The following is a 23276-nucleotide window of genomic DNA, read 5'->3' on the forward strand; positions in this document are numbered from 1 at the left end:
GATGGCTCTGCTGAACAACATCCGGCAGCCGACGCCCGTGGAGACGGGTGAGCCGACGCCGAAGCTCGTCGGCGCGTCGTGGGCGCTGCTGATCCTCAACACGCTGGGCTCCACCGGTGCCCAGACTGTGATCCCGCTGCCGCGCTCGGTGATCCAGATCGTCACCATGGGCGCGCTGATGTCGGCGTTCGCGCTGGCGCTGGTGCTCAACCCGCGGATCAAGGTGCGGCCCAGCGCGTACCTGATGCTGCTCAGCCTGCTGCTCGTCTCGAGCATCGTGGCCAGCCTCGACCTGGAAAGCGGGCTCGGGGCGCTGTTCCGGTGCTTCCGGTTCGCGATCTTCGTGGTGACGCTGTGGCTGCTCACACCGTGGTGGAACGGGTCGTTCACCTTCGTCCGGCACCACATCCGGATGTTCGGCGCGGTGCTCGTCTCGGTCGTCATCGGGCTGGTCGTCTCGCCGGGCAAAGCGATGCCCGGGACCTACGGCGGGCGGCTCGCGGGTGCGGTGTGGCCGCTGACCCCACCGCAGGTCGGGCAATACGCAGCCGTGATCGCGGGCCTCGCGGCGCTGCTGTGGCTCGGCAAGCGGATGGAGTACAAGACGGCGCTGGCGGTGATCGTCCCGTCGCTCGCCCTGCTCCTGCTGACGCACACCCGCACGGCGACGCTCGGGCTGGTCGCCGGTTTGGTCGTCGCGCTGCTCTCGCTGGCGCTGACCAGCGCCCGCGCGCGCAAGGTGTTCGCCGTGCTTGTCGTGATCAGCGGGTTCTCCGCCGTGGTGCTCGGCGGGCTGCTGCAGGCGTGGTTCCTGCGCGGGCAGAGCCAGGACAACTTCTCCAGCCTCACCGGCCGCGCGAAGGTGTGGGACGCGCTGCTTTCGGCCCCGCGCACGATCAACGAGTACATCTTCGGCGTGGGCCTGACCGACAAGTCCTACGGCGGGCTCCCGATCGACAACAGCTGGCTCGCCGTCTACCACGAGCAGGGTTTTGTCGGGATCGCGATCGTCGCGACGTTCCTGCTGGTGCTGGTCGCGGTGGCGCTGCTGCGGCCGCCGTCGCTGGCCCGCGCCTGCGCGATCTTCCTGATCACCTACTGCATCTCCGCGTCCTACACCGAAGCCGGACTCGGCGACGCCTCGCCGTACCTGCTGCACCTGGCGCTGGCCGCGACGCTGCTCGCGCAGGGTGGCGGCCGGATGCGCGAGGACGACTTCATCCCGAAAGGCCGGCCCGAATGAGGGTGCTCGTCGTCCACAACCGCTACCGCTCCGAGCAGCCGAGCGGGGAGAACAATGTCGTCGACGCCGAGGTGAAGCTGCTGCACCACGGCGGGGTGAAGGTCGGCCGGTTCGAGCGGCAGAGCGACGACATAGCGTCGATGTCGTTGCCGCGCAAGGCTTTGGTGCCGTTGCAGGTGCCGTGGAACCGCTCGGCGCGCGCCGAGCTGGCCACGCGGCTGCGGGTGGAGCGGCCGGACGTGGTGCACGTGCACAACACGTTCCCGCTGCTTTCGCCCTCGGTGCTGGCGGCGTGCGCGGACGCGCGGGTGCCGGTGGTGGCGACGCTGCACAACTACGGCCTGGTCTGCCCGCCCGGCACGCTGTACCGCGACGGCCACGTGTGCACGGACTGCGTCGGCCGCGCGCCGGTGCCCGCGGTGCGGCACGGGTGCTACCGCGGGTCCGCCGTCGCGACGCTGCCGATGGCCGTCAACCTCGTCGCGAACCGGCACCGCTGGCGCACGGGGGTCACGCGGTTCTTCTGCATTTCCGGCGCCCAGCGGCGGCTGCTCGTGGACGCGGGCCTGCCCGCGGACCGGCTGACCGTGAAGCACAACTTCGTCACCGACCCCGGCGTGCGCCGGACCGGCGCCGGTGAGCACGTGCTGTTCCTCGGCCGGCTGACCGAGGAGAAGGGCGTGTCGCTGCTGATGGCCGCGTGGCACCGGCTGGGTGGTTCGCTCGGGTTGCCGCTGGTGATCGCCGGCACCGGCCCGCTGTCGGACGAGGTGGCTGCGTGGGCCTCGGGGCGCGACGACGTGTCGTACGTCGGGCTCCAGAGTTCTGCGGAGTGCCGTGACCTGGCCGCTCGGGCGGCGGTGATGGTCGCGCCGTCGGCCTGGCTGGAGGCGTTCGGGTTGGTGGTGGTGGAGGCGATGGCCGCGGGAGTGCCGACGGTCGCGCCCGCGCACGGCGCGTTCGAGGAGCTGATTTCCGACGGCGTCACGGGCCTGCTGCACACCCCCGGTTCGGCGCCGTCACTGGCGGACGCGTTGCGGGACGCCGTCAGGGATCCGGAGCGCAACCGCAAGATGGGCTCGGCCGCGCGGGAGCGGTACGAACTCGATTTCACCCCGGAAACCGGCCTGCGCCGCCTGATCGAGGGTTACGAGGCGGCGATCACGGCGTACGGTTCCGCTCGATGAGAACTAGGGTCCGCCCGGCGTTGCCCGCCTCGGTGCGCGCGCCTTCGCTGGTGCTCGCCGGTCTGGGCCTCGTGACGCTGGTAGTGCTCGGCCTGCTGTTCGCGGGCCGCTCGACCCCGAGCGCGTTCGACGCGGGCCTGCTGCCGGGCCCGGACGGCTTGCTCGACCCGTGGTGGTACTTCGCCAACGCCATCGATTTCTGCGGCGAGCCAGTGGGTTCGGCGATCTTGATGGTGCTGTTCGTCGGCGGCGCGCTACTGGCGGGCCGGGTGCGGACGGCCGTGCTGGCACTCGTCGGCTGCGGGATCACGGTCGCTTTGACGTCAGTGTTGAAGCCGCTGACCGGCCGGACGATCCACGGCAGCTTCCTGTCCTACCCGAGCGGGCACACGGCGTTCGCCACGGCGTTGGCTCTCATTGGCGCTTTTGTGCTGGTGGACCGCTTTCGCCTGGGCCGCGCTGGTGGTCTGGCGCTGATGCTGGGACTTGCCCTGGTGTGCGGTCTCCTGATGGCGTGGGCGGAAGTGGCCCTCGGCGCCCACTACCCGACGGACACCATCGGCGGCTTCGCCACGGCACTGGCGGTGATCCCGGCTACGGCTTTCGCGGTCGACCGGGTGTGGGCGCGGCGTTGACGGCACCGGAGCGGTTGGCGTTGATCTGCTCGTGGTTGGCCATCGCCCATTCGGCGAGCGCCATCACCAGCGGCACCAGGCTGTGGCCCAGCTCGGTCAGCTCGTACTCGACGCGTGGCGGCACCTCGGCGTAGGCGGTGCGGGTCACCAGGCCATCCTCGACGAGGTGTTTGAGCGTCAGGGTGAGCATCCGCTGTGAGATGCCGGCAATGCCCTCCTCCAGCGCGCCGAACCGCAGCGGCCCGGCGCGCAGGGTGCCGACCACCAGCAGGCTCCACTTGTCGCCGATGCGGTCCAGCACTTCGCGGACCGCGCCGCCTTCGCGGATCCGCGCGCCCTTCGGTGTGACCTTCGCCATGCCCGAGGCTCCTTTCCTGGACACATACATCGCTGTGCCTTTTGCCGCCGTCCCCATGCACACAGATCATCAGGCTGCGCACACAAGGTAAGGATTGGGGAATACGGTGAATATCGCATTGTGGATCGTCCAGGTCTTCCTCGCTGCGGTTTACCTAGCGGCGGGTGGGCTCAAGGTCGTACGGCCGCGCGAACGCTTGGTCGCCACGGGAAACTTGGACTGGATGAAGGACTCCTCGGACGCCGGGGTGAAGGCGGTCGGCCTGGTGGAGATCCTGGGCGCGCTCGGCGTGGTCCTGCCCTGGCTGACCGGAATCGCGCCGATCCTCACCCCGATCGCCGCGGTCGGCCTCGTCGTCGTGCAGATCGGCGCGCTCCGGGTGCACCTGGTCCGCAACGAACGGCGGCCGTTGCCGGCCAACGTGCTCCTGCTGCTGCTCGCCGCCTTCGTCGCGGCCGGCCGTTTCCTGGGTTAATTGGCGCGACGCGAGCCGGGCGGACTTGTCATGCTGCCCCGCGTGATCGACGACTACGCGCTCGCGCGGCGGGCGAACATGCGCTGGAACACCCCGCTCGACGAGCAGCACGCGGAACTGCTGCTGCGCCGGCTCGACGTCCGCGGGGGGACCGTGGTGGACCTCGGCTGCGGGTGGGGCGAGCTGCTGATCCGCGCGGTCGACGGGACGGCGGCGCGGGGGATCGGCGTCGACGTCGACGAGGTCGCGCTCGACCGGGGCCGGAAAGCGGTGAGCGAGCGGGGCGCCGCGGTCGAGTTCGTGCACCAGCCCGCGGCGCAGTGGCGCGGGACGGCCGTGCGGGCCATCTGCATCGGCGCCTCGCACGCGTTCGGCGGGACTAAGCCTGCCCTCGAAGCCCTCGCCGCGACCACCGACCGGCTGCTCTTCGGCGACGGCTACTGGGCCGCCGAACCCACCGAAGCCGCGCGGGAAATCCTCGGCGACGACATCCTCACGCTGCCCGAACTGCTCGAAGCCTGCCGCGAAACCGGGTGGCGCGTGCGGCACCTCAGCACGGCCGACCAGCGCGAGTGGGACGACTTCGAGTCGACCTCCTGGTCCGGCCGGCTGGACTGGCTGCTGAGCCACCCCGACGACCCGCGGGCCGCCGAGACGCGCGAGTGGCTCGACCAGCGCGAGCGGGAGTACGTGTCCGTCTACCGGGGCGTGCTCGGGCTCGGCTATCTGGTGCTGGTTCGCTGACAGGTTCCACTTGCCGAGATTTGCTCAGGTTCGCCGTAGAAATGAGAGTACCGCCGGAGATTTGCGATCCACGGTGAAACGTCACTGAATACGGCGGTAGGCTGGGGCGCGTGACGAGCACTGATCCGATGATGGCGCGGGCGGACGTATCCGTCGCCGCCGACGGCCGGGTGACGATCCCGGCGCAGCTTCGGCAAGCGGCGGGGATCTCGCCGGGGTCGAACCTGGTCGCCTACGTCGAGCGAGGCAGGGTGATCCTGGAGGACCGCGATCACCTGCTGCGGCGAGTGCAGGACGAAGCGATCGCGGCGGCCCGCGCCGCCGGGGTGACCGGGAGCGTGACGGACTCCCTGCTCGCCGACCGGCGAGCAGCGGCAGCGCAGGAGGGCGCCGGTGGCAACGCGACCGCGGTCGAAGGGGGCCCGGCGTGACGGCGGTGCTGGACGCGAGCGCGATCCTCGCGCTGATCTACCGCGAGGACGGTCACGACCAGGTGGCCGCGCAGATCCGAGGCGCGGTGATCAGTGCCGTGAACTTCTCCGAGGTCGTGCGGAAGCTCGTCCAGAACGGCCACCCGGCACCGGCGGAAGCGGCAGGCGTTGTGCTGTCCCTCGGCGCGACCGTGGCCGCGTTCACCGCAGCCGAGGCCGTCGACACCGCGCTGCTGTGGACCAGCACTCGCAGCGGCGGTCTGTCGCTGGGCGACCGTGCGTGCCTCGCGGTCGCCGGCAGTGTCCCGGAAGGCCGCGCGGTCACCGCGGACCGGGCTTGGGCGCGGGTCGATGCCGGCGTGCCGGTCGACCTCATCCGCTGACCACGCGGTTTCGACCGTCCGCCGTCAGGAAGGCTCGCTCAGGCTTTCCGCCGAAACACCGGTTTCACCGGCCGCCCGCCGAGCCACGGTGACGGGTCGCCGGCATCGAGGGCCTTGCGGTAAACCACACAAGCCGCGGCGACGGCGTCCAAGGTCTGTTGCAGGTCGGCGTCCGTCAGCGCCGCGCTGACGACAAACGACGGTCCCAGCACACCGCCGGTCACGAGCTGGCGCAGGAACAGTGTCCGGTAGTCCTGTGAGGGGCGGCCGCTGGCGTCCAGCGTGCCGAAGACCAAATTGCTGTCGCGGCCGCGCACGATGACGTGGTCGGACAGGTCGTGGCTCGCGGCGATTTCGCGGACGCCGGTGGCCAGGCGCGCGCCGATGGTGTGCAGCCGGGCGGTGACCGCTTCGGTTTCGTAGACGTCCATCACGGCCATGGCGGCGGCCAGCGCGTGCGTTTCCGCGCCGTGGGTGGTGGACAGCAGGAACACCCGGTCGCGGCCCGAGCGCAGGCCGCCCAGTTCCATCAGCTCGCGTTTGCCGGCCAGCGCGGAGACCGCGAAGCCGTTGCCGAGTGCCTTGCCGAACGTCGAAAGATCGGGCGTGACGCCGTACAACCCTTGCGCGCCATGCTCGGAAAACCGGAAGCCGGTGATCATCTCGTCGAACACCAGCAGCGCGCCGTGCCGGTGGGCCAGCTCGCGCAGACCCGCCAGGTAGCCCTCGGGCGGGTCGGCCTGGGTCGCGGCTTCCAGGATCAGGCAGGCGACCTGACCGTCGTGCTCCTGGAGCATCGCCTCGGTGGCCGCGAGGTCGCCGTACGGGAAGCGCACGGTCAGGTCCGTGATCTCACCGGGGACGCCGGCCGCCATCGCCGTGGTGCCGATGAACCAGTCGTCGGTGGAGAAAAACGCGTGGTCGGCGCACAGGGCCACCAGCGGACGGCCGGTGGCGGCGCGGGCCAGGCGCACCGCGGCGGTGGTCGCGTCCGAGCCGTTTTTGGTGAACTTCACCATGTCCGCGGTCGGCACGGTGGCCAGGAACCGCTCCGCTGCCTCAGCCTCCACAATGGACGGACGCGAGAAGTTGCTGCCCCGCCCGACCTCCCGCCGCACCGCCTCGGTCACTCGTGGGTGCGCGTGGCCGAGGCTCACCGCCCGCAGCCCCGAGCCGTACTCGACGTAGGAATTCCCGTCGACGTCCCAGACGCGCGCGCCGAGCCCGTGCGAGATGACCGGCGCCAGGTTCTCCGGGTACTGGTCCGAGCCCTTGGCGTACGTGTGCGCGCCGCCGGGGATCACCCGGTGCAGCCGCTCGTCAGCCGCGCGGGAGGCGGTTAGTTCCATCGTCTTCACCCCAACGGTTTGAGTGCCTCGGCCAACGAGCCGGCGGCGGAGTCCCGCTCGGAAACCAGCGCGGCCGGCAGCGGCCACGGGATAGCGAGTTCAGGATCATTATAGGCGATTGCTACGTCTTCGTCCGGATTGTGCACCCGGTCGATCCGATATGAGACGTCGGCGATATCGGAAAGCGCCTGGAAACCGTGCGCGCAGCCGGCCGGGATGTACACGCTCTCCTGGGTGTCGCCGGAAAGCCGGAAGAACTCGCGGTTGCGGAACGTCGGCGACTCCGGCCGCAGGTCCACGACCACGTCGAAGACCTCGCCGAACGAGCAGCGCACCAGCTTCGCCTCGCCGTCGCCCGAGCGCAGGTGCATTCCGCGCAGCACCCCGCGATAGGAACGGGAAACACTGTCCTGCACAAACGTTTCCGGTTCGATTCCCACCGACCGGGCCACGTCCGCGTCGAAAGTGCGCGAAAAGAAGCCGCGGTCGTCGCGGTGCGGCGTGGGCTGGAACAGGTACGCGCCCGCGATGGACGGCACGGGAATGGCTTTCATCGGACCTCCGAAGCAGGGAACAGCGAAGCGGACAGCGCGGCGAACTGGTGCTTGAGCCGCTGTTCGTTCTCCTCGTTGTGCTCGGCCAGCGTCAGCCGCAGCTCCGGCGCGCGCCGGTCCAGCTCCGCGAACTGCGTGATCAGCCGGTCGACGTCGACCGCGCGGGCCTCCTGGCAGAATTCACCGAGGCCCATCTCGGCCATCAGCACGTCGTTTTTCTTCGCATACCCGATCGCCAGCGTCGGCTTCCCGAGCTTCAGCGCGCACAACACGTTGTGGTACCGCGTCGCGACGACCGTGCCGACGCCGGCCATCGAGCGCATCAGCTCGTCCAGCGTCTCCAACGGAGTGGCCGTGACCAGCGGCGACGCCACGGCCGCCTGGATCTCCTCGACCACCGCGGTGTCGATCTGGTCGCCGATGAACAGCCGCACCGGCCGCCCCTGCGCCACCAGATGCCGCACGAAGCGCGTCATGGCGTCCACATAGGACCGATAGATCCGCTCGTCGTCGGCCCGGTCGTCGTTGCCGCCGTAGTACGCCATCACGCCGACGCCGACCGCGCGCGGGTCCTCGGCCACGGTGGGCACCGGCAGCGAGAACGCGAGGTCGGGGTACACCGCGTCGCCGTTCACCGGCACGCCCATCGAGCGCATCGCCGTCCGGGAAAGCTCGTCGCGGTACGAGCGGTAGGCCGCCAGCCGCGCCGTCTGCCGGACCAGGAACCGGGTGGCCGGCACAGTGATCCGGTCGGCGCCGACGCTGACCAGCGCCACCTTCGTGCCGAACACCCGCCCGGCCGCGCTCAGCAGGAACAGCGCGTACGGGAAACCCCAGGGCCGCAACGGAAGCGTCGCCTCGAGCACTCCCATGCCGGGCACGAACACCACGTCCTGGCGCCGCACCCACGCGGCCGTGCGCACGACGTCGACCAGTTTCCCGAACGCCTTCATGGCGATGGACCGCAGGCCCGAAGCCGTCTGGTACTCGTCGGCGTACCAGTTCAGTCGCGTCGCCGGGATGCCGTAGCGAGCCGAAACCACCGCCGGCCCACCGCAGAAGGCGGACACGGTCGCGTCCGGGTGCTCGGCGCGCAAATAGCCGAGCACCGCTTCCAGCGAGCCGTCGTTGCCGAGGTTGCCCGAGCCGAGCAGCCCGAACAGCCCGACGCGTGCGCTCACGAAACCCGTCCCTCACGGCCGGCCACAACCTGGTCGACGGTCAGGGAAAGCTCGTCCGCGGCCACCGGTGCGCGGTCCTCCACGCGCTCACCGGCCTCGCCCGGCTTGGCCCGGCTGGCGAACCACTCCGCCAGCGCGAGGTAACAGCGCCGCCGCTCGCGCGAGGACAGCGGGGCGACGCGGATGCCGTGCACGTAACCCCAGACGTACTCGGCCAGCAGCCGCGCGGTCGGGTTCGTGAACGGGTTGCCGCGCTTCGGGTCGAGGTTCGCGCACCGCGCGCGTTTGCTCGGGTTCGCGCGCTCGGCGCGGTCCGGGTGGTCGCGGCGGAAGTACAGCAGCTCCGGGACCTGGTGGAACGGGCCGTGCAGGGCCAGCTCGGCCACGTACGTGCGGTCGGCGTGGTGGTAGCTGCCCATCGGCGTGACGCGGCGCAGCACGTCGGTGCGCACGACGCCGTAGAAGTCGTCGCCGCCGGGCTCGAACAGCAGGCTCTTGAACCGGACCGAAGGCCGCGCCGCGTCCGTCTTGTGCACGTAGTCCAGTGGCACGGTGACCGCGCCGCGCTCGTCGATGATCGCCTGCCACGAGTGCGCGAGCACGATCTCGGGTCGCTCGTCGAGCGCCTCGACGCAGCGGCGCAGCAGGTCGCGGCCGTACAGGTCGTCGTGCGAGGCCCACTTGAACAGCTCGCCGCGCGCCATGTCCAGCAGCACGTTGTGGTTCGGCGTCGCGCCGACGTTGCGGGCCTGGCGCCGGTAGCGGATGCGGGTGTCCTTTTCCGCGTACTGACGGCAGATCTCCTCGGTGCCGTCGGCGGAGGCGTTGTCGGAGATGATCAGCTCGAAGTCCTCGTAGGTCTGCCCGAGCAGCGCGTCGAGCGCCTCGCCCAGGAACTCCTCGCCGTTGTAGACGGGCAGGCCGATGCTCAGCCGGGGGACGGTCCTCATCGCGTTCTCATTTCCTCATGACCGACGGATGATTCGACGGATGTTTCGACAGCGGCGGCGTCGTCGCGCGGTGTCGAGGTGACTGGTGTCGCGAAGTAGTCGCGCAGGGCGAGGTGCAGCTGTACCCACCACACGCCCGAGCCGGCCAGCGTGGCCGCCGCGACGCCCCAAGCGGAGCCGAGCGCGCCGCCCATCGCGGCGCCGGTGAGGCCGAAGGTGACGTACATGGCCGAGGCGATCAGCTGCGAGCGAAGGCTCCTTCGCGCGACGCCGAGTGCGCGCAGCCCAGCCGCCGCGCCCGTGGTGAAGCTGGCGCCGACCACGGCGAGCGTGACCGGCAGGATCAGCTTCGACGAGGTGTCCCACAGCGAGCCGAGCACGAACCGGCCGGCGTTGTCGGGCACGAGCAGCAGCAGGGCGAGGCCCCAGGTCAGCGCGGCGGCGGCCTGCGCGCCGCCGAGGATCAGGCAGAAGTGCCGAAGCCGGCGCGGCGACCGTTGCAGCACTCGCGCGCCTTCGGCCACGGTGACCAGCGAAAGCCCCATCAACAGCGCGAGGAACGGCCCGAGCAGCTGTTCCGCGCCGCGCACGGTGCCGACCGCGGCGAGCCCGGCGATCGCGCCCAGCCCGTACGCGCGCAGCTGCGACGCCCCGCTGTTGCTCACGTTCTCGACCAGGTAGCGCACGCCCAGCTCGCGGTGGTCGCGCACCCAGTGGCGCACCGCGCCCAGGTTCGGCAGCACGCTCGTCTGCACCCAGCCGTACAGCGCCGCGACGCCCGCGGACGCGCCCCAGGCGAGCAGGAACCCGACCACGGTGCCGTGCCGCGCGGCCAGCACCATCGCCGGGAACAACGCGACGCCCCAGATCGCGTCGTTGAGGAACGCTTTCTGCCCGGAGCCCGCGGCGAAGAAGCCGAACCGCCAGGCGTCCTGCAGCAGCAGCGCGGGCATCACCACGCCCAGCGCGACGAACGCCCCGCCGACCGCCCCGCCCACCAAGAGTCCGAAAAGGACACTCAACGCGCCGGCGAGCAGCCCGACGGTCAGCGCCGTGCCCGCGGCCCGGCCGAGCGCCTCCCGCCACCGTCGCCGGGTCACGCCGGAGAAGCGCACCATCAGCGGGTCCGTCGCCAGGCCGCGCGAGACGTTCAGGATCACGCCGTAGGTCACCCAGGCGATGCTGAACACGCCGAACGCCGTCGCGCCCAGCGAGCGCGCGACGTACAGGCCGACGACGAAGTTCGTCAGGCTGGAGACGGCCTGGTCGCCGAGGCCCCAGCTGAGCCGTCCGGCCATCGCGCGGACGGCGCGCGAGCGCAGGATCGAGGGCACCGCCCTCACTCCTTGAGCAGGCCGGCGGCCTGCAGGGCCCGCGCGGCACCGTCGACCGCGTCGAACGGCAGGCCGGCGCGCTCGGCGATGTCGAGCAGGCTGTTGCCGCCGTCGGAGTAGCTGAGCACCCAGAGCATCGCGAGCTGGGCGTCCTTGGCGTCGCTGCGCCCGCCGAGTGAGTCGTACAGCCCGCGCTTGCCCAGCTGCGGCTCGCCGTACGGGCTGAGGTTGACGAAGCGGCGGTTGCGGTCGAGCACGGAGAACGCGGTGCGCAGCGTGTCGAGCGTGTCCTCCATCGACTCCGGCGAGACGAAACCCGGGTTGTCCGCGGAGGTGTGGTACTCCGGGTAGCCCGCGTACGGCGTCCGCGTCAGCGATCCGACGCCGAGGTTGAAGCCGGGGGAGCAGAACTGCCGCTCGTCGTAGCCGTACGGGGAGAAGTCGCGGATTTCGTGCGGCTTGTCCTTCAGCACGAAGGCCATCACCCGGTCGATCTCCGCGTCGCCGCGGCGGCTGCGCTTGTAGGTGAGCGAGCCGCGGTCGCCGGCGCAGGCCAGCACCACGCCGTGCTTCACGCGGTCCACGCGCTCGCCGTTGCGTGCCAGCCAGGTGATCGCGCCGATCGTGCCCGGCATGAACAGGAACCGGTAGGTGTGGAACGGTTTTTCCGCCGCCAGGGCCTGCGCGAGCGAGACGGCCACGGCGATGCCCGCGAGGTTGTCGTTCGCCAGCGAGGGGTGGCAGATATGGCAGGAGACGATGACCTCGTCGCCCACCTGGCCGGGCACCATGTGCTCGCCGTAGGTCAGCGAGCCGTCGGCCAGCGTCGAGTCGATCTTGACCCGGTAGTCGCCGTCCGGCAGCGCGTCGAGCACGTCCTGGGCCAGGCAGAACCCCCAGGCCGGCGAGTAATAACTGGTCCGGTACGGCACCCACGACGGGGTTTCGGGCAGCGTGTGCAGGTGGCCGCGCAGCTCGGCCAGGCTCATCGTCTCGTCGACCGGCACGCTGTAGCCGACCACGTGCAGGTTCGACTCGCGGAAGTCGATCACCCGGCGCCCGGCCGCGTCCGCCACGTAGGCGTCGCGGATGTTCCACTCCTGCGGCACGGTCCAGTCCAGCACCGAGGTGCCGGTCGGCACCTCGTGCAGCTCGAGCGGGATGTGCTCGCCGACGACGGCGAGCGTCTCGCGCACGCCGTCGCCCGTGATGCTCCGGCAGAACGGGTACATCCGCTCCACCAGCGCGTGCATCTGCGCCCCCGTCAGCATCAGGCGTGCCGCAGCGTTTCGTCGACGGCGCCGGCGCTCTGACGGTCGTTCAGCCAGTTCAGCCGGGTGAACCGGCGCTCGAACTGCGCCTTGGTGAGGCCGTAGTCGCGGTAGGCGTCGATCAGCTGGAGTGCGCCGTCCTTGACCGACCACTCGCAGTCGAAGCCCGGGATCGCCTCGCGAAAGCGCGCGAAGTCCACGCGGTACGAGCGCGGGTCCGCGCCGGCCTCACCGGTGATCCGCAGCTTGGAGCCCGGCACGGCCTCCACGACCTCCTGCGCGATCTCCGCGACCGTCACGTTGTTGCGCTCGGTGCCGATGTTGAACGCCTGGTTGTGCACGACTTCGCGCGGCGCGGACAGCGCGGCGGTGAAGGCGTGCGCGATGTCCTTCGCGTGCACCAGCGGACGCCACGGCGTGCCGTCGGAGAGCACCAGCACCTCGCCGGAGAGGAAGGCGTGGGCGGTGAGGTTGTTCAGCACGATGTCCGCGCGCAGCCGCGGCGAGAAGCCGAACGCGGTGGCGTTGCGCATGTACACCGGCGTGAAGCTGTCGTCGGCGAGCTTCGAGACGTCGGCTTCCACGCGCACCTTCGACTCCGCGTACGGCGTCACCGGGCGAAGCGGGGCGTCCTCGTCCACGAGGCCACCGCCGCCCGAAGCGCCGTACACCGAGCAGGTGGACGCGTAGAGGTAGCGCCCCACGCCGGCGTCCTTCGCCAGCTGCGCGAGCCGGACCGACGCGTGGTGGTTGATGTCGTACGTCAGCTGCGGCGCGAGCGAGCCCAGCGGGTCGTTCGACAGCGCCGCCAGGTGGATCACGGCGTCGAACCCCTCGAGCTGCTCGGGCCGCACGTCGCGCAGGTCGACGGTGATCCCGGCCGGGTCGGCGGGCGCCGGGCCCAGCAGGCAGTCCGCGAACAGGCCCGAGTCCAGCCCGGTGACCTCGTGCCCGGCCTCGGCCAGCACCGGCGCCATCACCGTGCCCAGGTAACCCGTGTGCCCGGTCAGCAACACCCGCATGTCTTCAGCCCCTCAAGTCGAGAACGAGTTTGTTCAGTTCGAACGCCTCCGCGTAGTGCTCCTGGCACTCGATGCCGCGGATCCGCGCCAGGCCGAGGAAGGCCTCGCGGTCGTACCAGGGGCGGTGCCGCTGGGAGGCGTAATGCTCTTGCAGCAGCTGGACTTTCTGCTCGGCCAGCTTGGTGGTGAGCGGCACGTACGCCGGCAGCCGGCCGAGGTCGCCGTCCCACTTGACGATCTCGTAGCCCAGCGTCAGATACCCGCGCCAGACGGTCGGTACCAGCATGGCGAGGCCGCGGTGGTCCTGGTGCGCGTCGACGGTCCGGGGCGCCAGGACCACGCCGGGATCGGTGCGCCCGCGCAGCTCTTCGAGCGCGTTCTTGGCCTCGTCCCAGTGCGCCGGGAGCCGGCCGTCGGGCAGCTTCAGCACGGTGAGCTCGAGGTCGGCGCCCGGGCAGAACGCGGCGAGCGCGGACCGCTCCTCGGCCTCCCGCTCGGTGCCGCCGCCCGACAGCACCAGCGCGTCGACCCGGATCCCGGGCCGCAGCGCGCAGATCGTCAGCAGGGTCCCGCCGGCGCCGATCGCGATGTCGTCACAGTGCGCGCCGAGGACGACGATGCTGTCCAGCCGCTCCGCCGCCAGCCGGATCACGCGTGCACCCGGTCCGGCTGCCCGTGCTCCCAGAGCGCCCACGGCCGGTCGCCATGGGTGTACGCGTCGTCCAGTGCGAAGCGCTCCTTCACCGTGTCGGTCGGCTTCCAGAACCCGCGGTACGGGTACGCCAGCAGCCGGCCGCGCTTCGCGAGCTCACCACAGCCGTCGGCGACCAGGTCGCCGTTCTCCGGGATGTGGTCGAAAACCTCCTGCCGCAGCACGAAATAGCCGCCGTTCTCCCACAGCGGCATGTCGCTGACCGGCGTGATGGCGCCGATCCGGCCGCCCTCGTCCATCTCGACGCAGTGGAACGAGGACTGCGGCGGCACCACCATCATCGAGGCGCCGGCGTCGCTCTGCTCGAACCGCTCGACGATCTGGTCCAGCGGCGCGTCGGTGAGCACGTCGGCGTAGTTGGCCAGGAACATCTCGTCGCCGTCGAGGTGCTCGCGCACGCGGCGCAGGCGCTCGCCGATCGGCGACTCGATGCCGGTCTGCACGAACGAGATCGTCCAGTCGGCGATGTCGGTGGACAGCAGCTCGGTCCGGCCGCCGCGGAGCACGAAGTCGTTGGACGTGGTCTCGCGGTAGTTGAGGAAGAACTCCTTGATGTGGTGCGCGCCGTAGCCGAGGCACAGCACGAACTCGGTGTGGCCGAAGTGCGCGTAGTAGCGCATCACGTGCCAGATCAGCGGACGCGGGCCCACCATGGCCATCGGCTTCGGCACGTCGGAGGCGTCTCCGTTGCGCATCCGCATGCCGTAGCCGCCGCAGAACAGGACTACCTTCACTGATTCACCTCGACGATCTCCAGGCGGGGGATCGGGAACACGAGCCGCCCGCCCCACTCGTCTACATAGGACAATTGCTCGGTGAGCTCGGTCCGCAGGTTCCAGGGCAGGACGAGCACGTAATCGGGCCGGTCGGCGGCGATCCGGTCGGTCTCCAGCACGGGCACCCGGGTGCCGGGGGTGAACCGGCCGTGTTTGTACGGGTTGCGGTCGACGGTGTAGGCGAGCAGGTCGGGCCGGATGCCGCAGTGGTTCAGCAGCGTGTTGCCCTTGCCGGGCGCGCCGTAGCCGACCACGGTCCTGCCCTCCTTGGCCGCCTTGACCAGGAACTCCAGCAGGTCGAGGCGCACCCGCGTGACCCGCTCGGCGAACTCGGTGTAGCCGGACAGCTCGTGCAGCCCGGCCGCCTTCTCGCGGGCCAGCACGTCGACCATCCGCGCGCTCGGCTCGCCGGCGACCGCGGCGGGCCGGGCCCACAACCGGATCGAGCCGCCGTGCGTCGGCAGCAGTTCGACGTCCACAACGGACAGTCCGCCGACGGCGAGCGCGCGGCGCGCGGATTCGACCGTGTAGTACTGGAAGTGCTCGTGGTAGATCGTGTCGTACTGGTTGTCCTGGATCAGCGTGAGCAGGTGCTGCACCTCGATGCTGACCCAGCCGTCGTCGGCCACCAGCGCCCGCAGGCCGTGGGTGAAGCCGACGATGTCCGGGATGTGCGCGTAGACGTTGTTGGCCGCCACCAGGTTCGCGGGGCCGTGCTCCCCGCGGACGTCACGCGCGGTTTCGGGGGAGAGGAACGCCGTTTTCGTCGGCACGCCCTTTTCTCGTGCCGCTTGCCCGACGTTCACCGAGGGTTCGATGCCCAGGCACGGGATTCCCTGCGCCACAACGTGTTGCAGCAGGTAACCGTCGTTGCTGGCCACCTCGACCACCAGCGAGTCCGGGCCGAGGCCGAGGCGTTCGACCGATTCCTCGACGTATTTCCGCGCGTGCTCCACCCAGGAGGTCGAGTACGAGGAGAAGTACGCGTAATCGGTGAACGTGTCCTCGGGTGTGATCAGCGGCGGGATCTGCGCCAGCCAGCACTCGGTGCAGACTTGCAGGTGCAGCGGGTAGGTCGGCTCCGGCTCGGCCAGCTGCGCCGCGGTCAGGAACCGCTCACAGGGCGGCGTGGCCCCGAGGTCGACGACGCTCGCCAGAGCTGTCGATCCGCAGAGTCGGCATGTGGTCATCAACGGGCTCCTTGGCTCGCGGCGTGCGTGCTAAACACGTCGACCACCAGCGGAGGGTCGTTACAAGGAGCTGCCGAGGGCGCGGGCACCGTGTTCTGAATGAGACATGGGAGCGGGGGGCCGAATGCAGCGGATGACGCTTTCCCCGCGCTGAGCGAGGCGAAAGCGTCATCCGCTGCATCGAGCGAGCCGGTCAGAGCTTCGCGGCCGCCGGGATGACGTCGGTGGCGAACTTCTCCAGGAGCTTCAGACTGGGCACGCCGGGCACCCAGCCCATGGTGGCCTGGATGCCCTGTGCGCTCAATTCGCCCAGCCGGTCAAGGAGTTCCGTGGTTTTTTCGCCGTTTTCGCCGATATCCAGCCAAAGGGGCACGGTTTTGGTGATGTCGTCGTAATTCCGGCCCACGTCCTCGCAGTGCTGTCTCAGCACCGCCAGCTTGTGCCCCAGGTCCGGGCCGGGGAACACGTTGCAGGCGTCGGCGTACTTCGCGACGAAGCGGAGCGTCTTCTTCTCGCCGCTGCCGCCGATCAGGATGGGCGGGTGGGGCGACTGGAGGGGCTGCGGCACGTTCAGCAGCCGTTCACCGGAGACGTGGGTGCCGGTGAACGGGGCATCGCCCTCGGACCACATCTGGAGGATGTACCGGAGGGCGTCCTCGAGCTGCTCGAAGCGCTCCTTCATGGGCGGGAAGCGGAACCCGAGGCCGCGGGACTCTTCCTCGTTCCAGCCGGCGCCGATGCCCAGGAGTGCGCGGCCGCCGGACAGCACGTCCAGCGTGGTGACGGCCTTGGCCAGCAGCCCGGGGTGGCGGTAGATCACGCCGGAGACGATGGTGAGCAGCTTGATCCGCTCGGTGTGCCCGGCCAGGTAGCCCAGCGTGGTGTAGGCCTCCAGCATCTCGTGCTCGGGCGGGCCGTAGCGCTCGATCTGGAAGAAGTGGTCCATCACCGACAGGTACTCGAAGCCGGCCTGGTCGGCCGCCTTCGCCACGGCGGCCAGGTCGGGCCCGAGCGCAGCCGGTCCGTTCGGCCAGGTCAGCTGCGAAAGGTGGAGTCCCAGTTTCATGCCAGCTGCTCCGCGGCCGGGATCACGTCCGTGGCGAACTTCTCGATCAGGCCCAGGTCCGGCACCCCCGGGGCGGCGCCGATCGCCGCGTGCACGCCGAGGCCGTGCAGCCGCTCCAGCTCGGCGACCAGCTCACCGGCCTTCTCGCCCTTCGGCCCGATGTCCAGCACGTGGTAGACGGTCTTGGTGATCTCGTCGTAGTCGCGGCCCTCGTTCTCGCAGTGCCGCTTGAGCACGTCGAGCTTGTGCTCCAGCTCGGGGGTGTTGAAGATGTTGCACGAGTCGCCGTACTTCGCGACGAAGCGGAGCGTCTTCTTCTCCCCGCCGCCGCCGACCATGATCGGCGGGCGCGGCGACTGCAGCGCCTGCGGCACGTTCAGCAGCCGCTCGGCCTCGAAGTGCTTGCTGGTGAACGGCGCGTCGCCTTCGCCCCACATCTGCAGGATGTACTGGAGGTTCTCCTCCAGCAGCTCGAAGCGCTCAGCGGTGGGCGGGAACGGGAAGCCGAGGCCCTTCGACTCCTCCTCGTTCCAGCCCGCGCCGATGCCGAGGATCGCGCGGCCGCCCGAAAGCACGTCGAGCGTGGTGATGGCCTTCGCGAGCAGGCCGGGGTGGCGGTAGAGCACGCCGGTGATCACCGTCAGCAGCTTGGCGCGCTCGGTGTGCGCGGCCAGGAAGCCGAGCGTGGTGTACGCCTCGAGCATGTCGTTCTCGCTCGGGCCGACGCCGCGGATCTGGAAGAAGTGGTCCATCACGGCGAGGTATTCGAACCCGGCCTGATCGGCCGCGCGCGCCACAGCGGCGAGATCGGCACCGAGCTTCGGGGCGCCGCCGGCCCAGGTGAAGTCGGGAATCTGCAGTCCAAGTTTCATGGCCCAAACGGTATACCTGGAGTTACACCATCCGCCCGGATCAGAAGTCGCGCACGATGGAAACGGTGCCGTGCAAGGGATCCGTCACGTAAACGGCGCGCGTGCGCTGGTCCACCGCCACGTCGCCGGGGTTCACGCCGAGGCTCAGCTCGCCGCTGAGCACGCCGGCTTTGCCGTCCACGCGCGACAATCCGTTCTGCCCGCCGTTGGTGTACACGGTTTCCGAGCCCTGGTGCACGGTGAGCGAAGAAGCCTCGCTGCGCAGCAGCACGGTCTTGCTCTGCACCCGCGTCACGGAGTCCACAATGGACATGTTGTGGATCGCCGAGTTGGCCACGAACACCGTGCCGCTCGCCTGGTGCACGGCGACGCCGGTGGGGGACGGGCCGACGCCGGTGCTGCCGGTGAACTTCCCGGTGTCGAGGTCGAAGACCTCCACGGAGTTCGTGCCGGGGCTGGTGCAGTAGGCGATCCGCCGCCCGGTGTCGAGCGCGACCCCGGCCAGGCCCGGCTTCGGCGCGGGCACGATCGTCTGCGTGGTGAGGCTGACCCCGTCCAGGATCGCGAGCGTGCCGGTGCTGTTGCTGACCGCGTAGACCTGGTTGGCCCGCGAGTCCACCGCCACGCTGGACGCCCCCGCGCCGGCGCCGATCACGCTCACCGTCTCGTGGCTCTGCGCGTCGATCACCAGGACGGTGCCGCCCGGCGGGTTGGCGACGTACACGCGGTTCGCGACCGGGTCCACGGCGACGTCACTGGGCGCGCCGCCGACCGGGAGGACGGCGACCACCTGCGCGCTGCCCGGGTCGAGCACCGCGACCGAGCCGGACGCCGGCTCGGTGACGTACACCAGCCCCGTGACCGGGTTCACCGCCACGGCCGAGGGCGCGCCCCCGACGTCGACCACCCGCACCTGCTCCGCCCAGGCGGGCCTGGCCAGCACGGCCGTGGCCGCACCCGCCGTGACCAGCGCGAACAGTCCGCGCCGGGTCAGCCGCCCGGAAGGCTCCGGACCCCGCATCGCCCACCTCCGCCGGAGGATGATCCGTTGGGATAGCGCCCCGACCCTAACCCGGGCGACGATCAGGTGAAGGAACTTCGAGTCCCCCGATGGCGTTGTTTCCGGTGGGTAACCACCACACTCGGCAGATACCACACTGGGCGGACGGAGGCGAGACGGGCGTGCACAAGCACCAGAACGGGCTGAAGACGGCACTGCTGCTCGGCCTGCTGTCGGCGATCATCATCGTGATCAGCGGGTTCTTCGGCCGTGGCGCGCTGTTCATCGGCCTGCTGCTGGCGCTCGGCGTGAACGGGTTCGCCTACTTCAACTCCGACAAGATGGCCCTGCGCGCGATGCACGCCCGGCCCGTCTCGGAGGTCGAGCAGCCCGCGATGTACCGGATCGTGCGCGAGCTGGCCACGCACGCGCGCCAGCCGATGCCCGCGCTGTACATCAGCCCCACGGTCGCGCCGAACGCGTTCGCCACCGGCCGCAGCCCCCAGCACGCCGCCGTCTGCTGCACCACGGGCATCCTCGACCTGCTGGACGAGCGCGAGCTGCGCGCGGTGCTGGGCCACGAGCTTTCGCACGTCTACAACCGCGACATCCTGATCTCCTGCGTCGCCGGCGCACTGGCCGGCGTGATCACCGTGCTGGCGAACGTGGCGATGTTCTTCGGCGGCTTCGGCGGCGGCAACAGCCGCGAGGGCAACCCGCTGGTCTCCCTGCTGCTGGTCCTGGTCGGCCCGATCGCGGCGGCGGTGGTCAAGATGGCCGTCAGCCGCTCCCGCGAATACCAGGCGGACGCCTCGGGCGCCCAGCTCACCGGCGACCCGCTCGGCCTGGCGTCCGCGCTGCGCAAACTGGAGCGCGGCACCCGCGCGGCCCCGCTGATGCCAGAGCCCGCGGTCGTCTCCCAGTCGCACCTGATGATCGCGAACCCGTTCCGCCCGGGCGAAGGCCTGTCGAAGCTGTTCTCCACCCACCCGCCGATCGAAGACCGGATCCGCCGGCTGGAGGAGATGGCCCGGGGCCGCTCGTGAGTGTTCATGACGGTTAGAACCGGCATGAACACTCACGAGTCAGGTCAGCCGGTGGCGCCCGCGGTCCGGGCCACGTTCATCACGTAGTCGCCGTAGCCGGACTTGGCCAGCTTCGTGCCCAGCGCGTAACACTCGTCCGCGCTGATGAAGCCCATCCGGAGCGCGATCTCCTCCAGGCAGGCGATCCGCACGCCGGTCCGGTGCTCCAGCACCTGCACGAACTGCCCGGCCTCCAGCAGCGAGTCGTGCGTTCCGGTGTCCAGCCAGGCGAAACCGCGGCTCAGCTCGATCAGGTTCGCGCGGTCCCGGCGCAGGTAGGTGAGGTTGACGTCGGTGATCTCCAGCTCGCCGCGCTTGGACGGCTTGAGCTTGCGCGAGATGTCGACGACCTCGTTGTCGTAGAAGTACAGCCCGGTGATCGCGTTGTTGGAGCGCGGGTTCGCGGGCTTCTCCTCGATGGACAGCAGGCGCCCGTTCGCGTCGACCTCGCCGACGCCGTAGCGCTCGGGGTCCTTCACCTGGTAGCCGAACAGCACGCAGCCGTCGAGGTCGGTGGCCGCGGTCTGCAGGGTGCTGGAGAAGCCCTGGCCGTAGAAGATGTTGTCGCCCAAGACCAGCGCCACGGACTCGTCGCCGACGAAGTCCGCGCCGATCACGAACGCCTCCGCCAGCCCGTTGGGGCTGGGCTGCTCGGCGAACGAGAACGACAGTCCGTACTGGCTGCCGTCACCGAGCAGCCGGCGGAAGTTCGGCAGGTCGGCCGGGGTCGAGATGATCAGGATCTCCCGGATCCCGGCCAGCATCAGCACCGAGATGGGGTAGTAGATCATCGGCTTGTCGTAGACCGGGAGCAGCTGCTTCGACACGGCCTGGGTGATCGGGTGCAGGCGCGTCCCGCTGCCCCCCGCCAGCACGATGCCCTTCATTCCCGCTCCTCGCCTCGTCCGATTTCACCGTACCGAGTGAGTGTGCCGTGAACCGCTCGCGGCGGGGACGGGGGGCGGGCTCAGGGCATCGGGCCCTTGCCGAAGTACGCCTTGCAGCCGGTGTTGTACTGCGTGGCGACCTCCAGCACGCCCGTCCCGTCGTCCACCGGCAGCAGCGCGGAGGAGTAGTTGGGACAGAAGTTGTTGTAGATGCCGGTGATGAGGATGGGGGCGGGCGCCTCGTACCAGTTGCCGGCGCCGAGGTTGTCGTTCACCAGCAGCACTTGCCCGTTCTTCGCGGCCACTGGCGTGCCGCCGGCGTCGGTGTAGATCTGGCCGACCATCACCATCCGCACGCCGTTGGGGCCGCCGGGGAAGAGCGTGACCGTCTGGGCGTGCTGGAAGTAGTCGCCGTTCGCGGTGGTCACGCGGGTGCCGGGATCGGCCGGATCACCCCAGTTCGCGCCGTCGCTGGAGATCTTGTAGTACGGGTCGCAGTAGCGGTCGCCGTAGTTGCAGATCTCGTAGCTGAACCAGTACCGGCCGTCGGGCAGCCGCCGGATGATCGGCATGCCGGGGCGCACCCGGTCCGGCGGGATGGCCATGGTGAGCTGCTTGGTGCCCCAGTGCACGCCGTCGGTGCTCGCGACGCGGTTGATCACCTGCGCGTACTTCGGCGCCTGCGTTTCGTCGGCGTAGTTGACCCAGAGCGTGCCGCCCGCGTCGACGTTGAACTCCGGCTCCCAGATGCCGTCGTGGTTGTGCGAGCGGGCGGCTTCGGACAGGAACGTCCAGGTGTGGCCGCCGTCGCGGCTGGCCCAGACCTTGATGCCGATGCGCCGCTGGGCGCCCGCGTCCTGGCGGTAGCTGGCGCCCCAGAGCAGGGTCCCGGGGCGGAGCGCGCCGACGCGCTGGGGCAGTTCGTACAGCGTTCCGCAGCATTCGCCGAGCTTGCCGTCGGGGTCGCGCACCTCGCCGATCTTGTGGAAGCTCGCGCCCTCGTCGGTGCTCTCCATGATCGGGGTGAACTTGCCGCCGCCGTCCTCGCTGGTCAGCGCCGCGAGGATGTGGCCGCGGCCGAACGCCGAGTACTCGAGCCGGACCAGCCGCGGGTACGAGCCGTAGCCGTCCACCAGCTGCTGTTTCTCGACCACGGCGGACGCCGGCGAGAGGCTCGCGGCGACCACCACCAGCGAGGTGAGGAACGCGATCAAGGGGGTGGCACGGCGCATCCTGAACCTTTCTCACAGCGGCCGCGCGATTACACCACGCACACGGCGGCCGGCCAGGCTTCGTCGCCGCTCCTGCGCAGGTCGGCGGCAGAATTCCACTCGTCCGAGGGGTTTGCATCTCTCCATCGGGTGGCCGGTTTGGTAACGCGCGGTCAAAGGGTGACGAAAGAGCGCTTGAGGGCCGGGTCGCGGCCCACGAGGGGGAACAAGACGATGACTGGTTTCGTCGGGCGCGTCGCGCTGGTGCTGACGGGCGTGCTGTCGGCGGCCGCGCTGGCGGGCTGCTCCGTTCAGCCGTCCGGCTGGGGGATGGTCCTGGGGCAGGCGCAGTCGCCGGTGTCCGAGCCGTCGTCGTCGGCCCCGCCGCCGCGCCCGGTCGAGGCGCCGACGGAGACGCACCAGGGCAAGGGCAACGGCAGCATCACCCTGACCTGGCCCGAGGACGTGGCCGGCTACCTGACGTTCGACTGCCCGCACTGCTCGTCGAACGTCGTCGTCAACACCGACGGCGACGAGGGCCTGCTGATCAACGCCATCGGCGCGTACCACGGCACGGTGTGGTTCAACGTCTCCGAGGACGCCAAGCCCTCGCACACCTTCACGGTGAGCGCGAACTCCTCCTGGACCGCCACGATCACCGACCACCGCGCCCTCCCGGCCGTCACGAAGGCCGCCCCGTACGAGGGCAAGGGCGACGCAGTCCTGAAGATCCCCGCGGGCGTCACCCAGGGCACTTTCAAGACCGATTCGGACGGCCACTCCGCGGTCTGGGTCCAGGGCGGCGGCACGATGGACTTGGCGGTCAACCAGATCGGCGCCACGACGGTGACCTTCAACGTCCCCGGCCCGACCCTGGTGGCCGTGGAGGCCTACGAGTCGAAGTGGACTTTCACGGCTTCGTGACGAGGTTTTCGACAACCGTGGCGTGCGCCGCGATGATCTTCCAGCCGTCGTGCCCGTCAGGAGTCCAGGTCCGCGTGTACCGCATCCGCGCGGCGAACGCTTGACCGTCGACGGTCGCTTCGAGGGTGCCGAGGAACCAGGTGACGCCGACGTGTTCGGTGGCGAACACTGTCAGGTCTTCTTGCTGGATGTGGCTCACGACCTGCCTGCCGCTCTCGTGCGCGCTCAGGTCGTCCTGTTTGGAGGCGAGACTCCCGTCGGGCCCGGTGAACCGCATCGAGTCGTCGATCAGCTCGTCCAGCACCGTGATGTCCGAGGCGAGCTGCGCGGCTTGCAGCCGGCGTTCGGCTGTGCGGAGGGTTTCTTCGGTCATGTGCCTGACCCTCGCAGCCGGGATGGGGCGGGGTCACGGCATTCCGCTCTCGGCGGAGCTGCC

General features: G+C 70.1%; 26 protein-coding genes. 9 read left to right on the forward strand and 17 right to left on the reverse strand.

The annotated features are described in order from the left end of the window. Window position 1: 1 nt before the first annotated feature. The 3 genes from OG371_RS18630 to OG371_RS18640 are packed head-to-tail and all read left to right on the forward strand — an operon-like array spanning window position 2 to window position 3065. A complete protein-coding gene (locus tag OG371_RS18630; protein WP_329073161.1) occupies window positions 2-1243 on the forward strand; it encodes an O-antigen ligase family protein in 1242 nt (413 codons plus the stop codon). Continuing rightward, window positions 1240-2430, forward strand: a complete 1191-nt coding sequence (locus OG371_RS18635; protein WP_329070910.1) for a glycosyltransferase — start codon at window positions 1240-1242, stop codon at window positions 2428-2430. Before OG371_RS18630 ends, OG371_RS18635 begins: the two co-directional genes overlap by 4 nt. After that, the gene (locus tag OG371_RS18640; RefSeq protein WP_329070912.1) at window positions 2427-3065 is read left to right on the forward strand and encodes a phosphatase PAP2 family protein; all 639 of its coding nucleotides are present in this window, start codon (window positions 2427-2429) and stop codon (window positions 3063-3065) included. The genes OG371_RS18635 and OG371_RS18640 overlap by 4 nt, the downstream gene beginning before the upstream one ends. On the opposite strand, the gene OG371_RS18645 is transcribed toward OG371_RS18640, so the two are convergent. Then, on the reverse strand, window positions 3025-3423 hold the full coding sequence (locus OG371_RS18645) for a winged helix-turn-helix transcriptional regulator (RefSeq protein WP_329070914.1): 399 nt from the start codon (window positions 3421-3423) through the stop codon (window positions 3025-3027). The two genes, OG371_RS18640 and OG371_RS18645, sit on opposite strands and share 41 nt — an antisense overlap. Window positions 3424-3529: 106 nt before the next feature. On the opposite strand from OG371_RS18645, the gene OG371_RS18650 reads away from it, so the two are divergent. From OG371_RS18650 to OG371_RS18665, 4 genes are all read left to right on the forward strand, one after another. After that, window positions 3530-3898, forward strand: a complete 369-nt coding sequence (locus OG371_RS18650; protein WP_329070916.1) for a DoxX family protein — start codon at window positions 3530-3532, stop codon at window positions 3896-3898. A 30-nt stretch (window positions 3899-3928) separates the two neighbouring features. Next, on the forward strand, window positions 3929-4642 hold the full coding sequence (locus OG371_RS18655; protein ID WP_329070918.1) for an SAM-dependent methyltransferase: 714 nt from the start codon (window positions 3929-3931) through the stop codon (window positions 4640-4642). 110 nt (window positions 4643-4752) lie between these two features. After that, on the forward strand, window positions 4753-5073 hold the full coding sequence (locus tag OG371_RS18660; RefSeq protein WP_329070920.1) for an AbrB/MazE/SpoVT family DNA-binding domain-containing protein: 321 nt from the start codon (window positions 4753-4755) through the stop codon (window positions 5071-5073). After that, entirely contained in the window at window positions 5070-5456 is a 387-nt protein-coding gene (locus OG371_RS18665; protein ID WP_329070922.1) for a type II toxin-antitoxin system VapC family toxin, read from the forward strand. The genes OG371_RS18660 and OG371_RS18665 overlap by 4 nt, the downstream gene beginning before the upstream one ends. 38 nt (window positions 5457-5494) lie before the next feature. Here the strand turns inward: OG371_RS18665 and OG371_RS18670 are convergent, their stop codons facing one another. The 13 genes from OG371_RS18670 to OG371_RS18730 form a co-directional block, all read right to left on the reverse strand. Further along, window positions 5495-6805 carry a glutamate-1-semialdehyde 2,1-aminomutase gene (locus OG371_RS18670; protein WP_329070924.1) on the reverse strand — a complete coding sequence of 437 codons (1311 nt, stop codon included), beginning with the start codon at window positions 6803-6805 and terminating at the stop codon, window positions 5495-5497. A gap of 5 nt (window positions 6806-6810) precedes the next feature. After that, window positions 6811-7359: a dTDP-4-dehydrorhamnose 3,5-epimerase gene (rfbC, locus tag OG371_RS18675; RefSeq protein ID WP_329070926.1), complete on the reverse strand. Its 549-nt coding sequence runs from the start codon at window positions 7357-7359 to the stop codon at window positions 6811-6813. Further along, window positions 7356-8540 carry a polysaccharide pyruvyl transferase family protein gene (locus OG371_RS18680; protein ID WP_329070928.1) on the reverse strand — a complete coding sequence of 395 codons (1185 nt, stop codon included), beginning with the start codon at window positions 8538-8540 and terminating at the stop codon, window positions 7356-7358. The genes rfbC and OG371_RS18680 overlap by 4 nt, the downstream gene beginning before the upstream one ends. Further along, entirely contained in the window at window positions 8537-9490 is a 954-nt protein-coding gene (locus OG371_RS18685; protein WP_329070930.1) for a glycosyltransferase family 2 protein, read from the reverse strand. Before OG371_RS18685 ends, OG371_RS18680 begins: the two co-directional genes overlap by 4 nt. Continuing rightward, window positions 9487-10788: a hypothetical protein gene (locus tag OG371_RS18690; protein ID WP_329073163.1), complete on the reverse strand. Its 1302-nt coding sequence runs from the start codon at window positions 10786-10788 to the stop codon at window positions 9487-9489. The genes OG371_RS18685 and OG371_RS18690 overlap by 4 nt, the downstream gene beginning before the upstream one ends. A 41-nt stretch (window positions 10789-10829) precedes the next feature. Beyond that, a complete protein-coding gene (locus tag OG371_RS18695; RefSeq protein WP_329070931.1) occupies window positions 10830-12095 on the reverse strand; it encodes a DUF4910 domain-containing protein in 1266 nt (421 codons plus the stop codon). Continuing rightward, on the reverse strand, window positions 12095-13117 hold the full coding sequence (locus OG371_RS18700) for an NAD-dependent epimerase/dehydratase family protein (RefSeq protein WP_329070933.1): 1023 nt from the start codon (window positions 13115-13117) through the stop codon (window positions 12095-12097). Before OG371_RS18700 ends, OG371_RS18695 begins: the two co-directional genes overlap by 1 nt. A gap of 4 nt (window positions 13118-13121) precedes the next feature. Further along, the gene (locus OG371_RS18705) at window positions 13122-13769 is read right to left on the reverse strand and encodes a PIG-L deacetylase family protein (protein WP_329070934.1); all 648 of its coding nucleotides are present in this window, start codon (window positions 13767-13769) and stop codon (window positions 13122-13124) included. Continuing rightward, on the reverse strand, window positions 13766-14563 hold the full coding sequence (locus OG371_RS18710; RefSeq protein ID WP_329070935.1) for a sugar phosphate nucleotidyltransferase: 798 nt from the start codon (window positions 14561-14563) through the stop codon (window positions 13766-13768). The genes OG371_RS18705 and OG371_RS18710 overlap by 4 nt, the downstream gene beginning before the upstream one ends. Beyond that, window positions 14560-15795, reverse strand: a complete 1236-nt coding sequence (locus OG371_RS18715) for a class I SAM-dependent methyltransferase (RefSeq protein ID WP_329070937.1) — start codon at window positions 15793-15795, stop codon at window positions 14560-14562. Before OG371_RS18715 ends, OG371_RS18710 begins: the two co-directional genes overlap by 4 nt. A gap of 193 nt (window positions 15796-15988) precedes the next feature. Further along, window positions 15989-16861, reverse strand: coding sequence for an LLM class F420-dependent oxidoreductase (locus OG371_RS18720; RefSeq protein ID WP_329070939.1), 873 nt, complete (start codon window positions 16859-16861; stop codon window positions 15989-15991). Continuing rightward, a complete protein-coding gene (locus OG371_RS18725; protein WP_329070941.1) occupies window positions 16858-17733 on the reverse strand; it encodes an LLM class F420-dependent oxidoreductase in 876 nt (291 codons plus the stop codon). Before OG371_RS18725 ends, OG371_RS18720 begins: the two co-directional genes overlap by 4 nt. Before the next feature lie 40 nt (window positions 17734-17773). Then, window positions 17774-18754 (reverse strand): YncE family protein, encoded by a 981-nt coding sequence (locus OG371_RS18730; RefSeq protein ID WP_329070943.1) that lies wholly within the window; start codon window positions 18752-18754, stop codon window positions 17774-17776. A 161-nt stretch (window positions 18755-18915) separates the two neighbouring features. On the opposite strand from OG371_RS18730, the gene htpX reads away from it, so the two are divergent. Then, window positions 18916-19779, forward strand: a complete 864-nt coding sequence (htpX, locus tag OG371_RS18735) for a zinc metalloprotease HtpX (protein ID WP_329070945.1) — start codon at window positions 18916-18918, stop codon at window positions 19777-19779. A gap of 44 nt (window positions 19780-19823) precedes the next feature. On the opposite strand, the gene rfbA is transcribed toward htpX, so the two are convergent. Together rfbA and OG371_RS18745 are read right to left on the reverse strand one after the other, a co-directional pair. Next, window positions 19824-20705: a glucose-1-phosphate thymidylyltransferase RfbA gene (gene rfbA, locus OG371_RS18740; protein WP_329070947.1), complete on the reverse strand. Its 882-nt coding sequence runs from the start codon at window positions 20703-20705 to the stop codon at window positions 19824-19826. Between the two features lie 80 nt (window positions 20706-20785). Then, window positions 20786-21937, reverse strand: a complete 1152-nt coding sequence (locus tag OG371_RS18745) for a sialidase family protein (RefSeq protein WP_329070949.1) — start codon at window positions 21935-21937, stop codon at window positions 20786-20788. 213 nt (window positions 21938-22150) lie between these two features. Between OG371_RS18745 and OG371_RS18750 the strand changes: the two genes are divergently transcribed. Continuing rightward, the gene (locus tag OG371_RS18750) at window positions 22151-22840 is read left to right on the forward strand and encodes a hypothetical protein (RefSeq protein ID WP_329070951.1); all 690 of its coding nucleotides are present in this window, start codon (window positions 22151-22153) and stop codon (window positions 22838-22840) included. Here the strand turns inward: OG371_RS18750 and OG371_RS18755 are convergent. Further along, a complete protein-coding gene (locus OG371_RS18755) occupies window positions 22827-23213 on the reverse strand; it encodes a nuclear transport factor 2 family protein (protein WP_329070952.1) in 387 nt (128 codons plus the stop codon). The two genes, OG371_RS18750 and OG371_RS18755, sit on opposite strands and share 14 nt — an antisense overlap. Between the last annotated feature and the right edge of the window lie 63 nt (window positions 23214-23276).

It is taken from the genome of Amycolatopsis sp. NBC_01480 (assembly GCF_036227205.1).
Taxonomy (GTDB): Bacteria; Actinomycetota; Actinomycetes; order Mycobacteriales; family Pseudonocardiaceae; genus Amycolatopsis.